Annotated in this window: 1 rRNA gene; it reads right to left on the bottom strand. The window is 52.3% G+C overall.

What is annotated here, in order from left to right:
* Positions 1-21: 21 nt before the first annotated feature.
* Positions 22-715: ribosomal RNA gene (locus tag HII16_RS16635) — 23S ribosomal RNA — on the bottom strand; the annotation flags it as partial.

Below are 715 nucleotides of genomic sequence, written 5' to 3'. Positions count from 1 at the left end.
ACAAAACCGTTTGGGTGTTGTATGGTTAAGCCTCACGGGCAATTAGTATCAGTTAGCTCAAGGCCTCACAACCCTTACACACCTGACCTATCAACGTTGTAGTCTCCAACGACCCTTTAGGGAGATTAAATCTCCAGTGAGAACTCATCTCAAAGCCTGCTTCCCGCTTAGATGCTTTCAGCGGTTATCAGTTCCGAACATAGCTACCGGGCAATGCCATTGGCATGACAACCCGAACACCAGAGGTTCGTCCACTCCGGTCCTCTCGTACTAGGAGCAGCCCTCTTCAATTCTCAAACGCCCACGGCAGATAGGGACCGAACTGTCTCACGACGTTCTAAACCCAGCTCGCGTACCACTTTAAATGGCGAACAGCCATACCCTTGGGACCGACTTCAGCCCCAGGATGTGATGAGCCGACATCGAGGTGCCAAACACCGCCGTCGATATGAACTCTTGGGCGGTATCAGCCTGTTATCCCCGGAGTACCTTTTATCCGTTGAGCGATGGCCCTTCCATTCAGAACCACCGGATCACTATGACCTACTTTCGTACCTGCTCGACGTGTCTGTCTCGCAGTTAAGCTGGCTTATGCCATTGCACTAACCGTATGATGTCCGACCATACTTAGCCAACCTTCGTGCTCCTCCGTTACTCTTTGGGAGGAGACCGCCCCAGTCAAACTACCCACCAGACAGTGTCCCCAAGCCCGATT

This window comes from Thalassotalea sp. Y01 (assembly GCF_012932945.1).
Lineage (GTDB): Bacteria > Pseudomonadota > Gammaproteobacteria > Enterobacterales > Alteromonadaceae > Thalassotalea_A.
The sequence above is the reverse complement of the archived record's forward strand: the minus strand, read 5'-3'. Positions and strand labels throughout refer to the sequence as shown.